The 265-nt window shown below is 55.5% G+C and carries 2 tRNA genes; both read left to right on the top strand.

Going from position 1 to position 265, the window contains the following annotated elements:
• Window positions 1-3 precede the first annotated feature (3 nt).
• Window positions 4-80: transfer RNA gene (locus tag OGV83_RS00705), tRNA-Ile, on the top strand.
• 108 nt (window positions 81-188) lie between these two features.
• Window positions 189-264 (top strand) — tRNA-Ala (locus tag OGV83_RS00700).
• Window position 265: the final 1 nt, after the last annotated feature.

The raw sequence follows: 265 nt of genomic DNA, 5'->3' as shown, positions 1-265 counted from the left end.
TACAGGCTTGTAGCTCAGGTGGTTAGAGCGCACCCCTGATAAGGGTGAGGTCGGTGGTTCAAGTCCACTCAGGCCTACCAAATTCGCTCCCGTGCTTTGTTGTGGCAAAGCTCGCATACTTCAGTATGCTTCGCTTCACCACGCCGCGCCCGGAAACGAATTGGGGATGAGGTTTAACTACATCATATGGGGCTATAGCTCAGCTGGGAGAGCGCCTGCTTTGCACGCAGGAGGTCTGCGGTTCGATCCCGCATAGCTCCACCAT

It is taken from the genome of Citrobacter sp. CK189 (genome assembly GCF_030333505.1).
GTDB lineage: Bacteria > Pseudomonadota > Gammaproteobacteria > Enterobacterales > Enterobacteriaceae > Citrobacter_B > Citrobacter_B koseri.
This window is presented reverse-complemented; position numbering and strand designations above follow the sequence as displayed.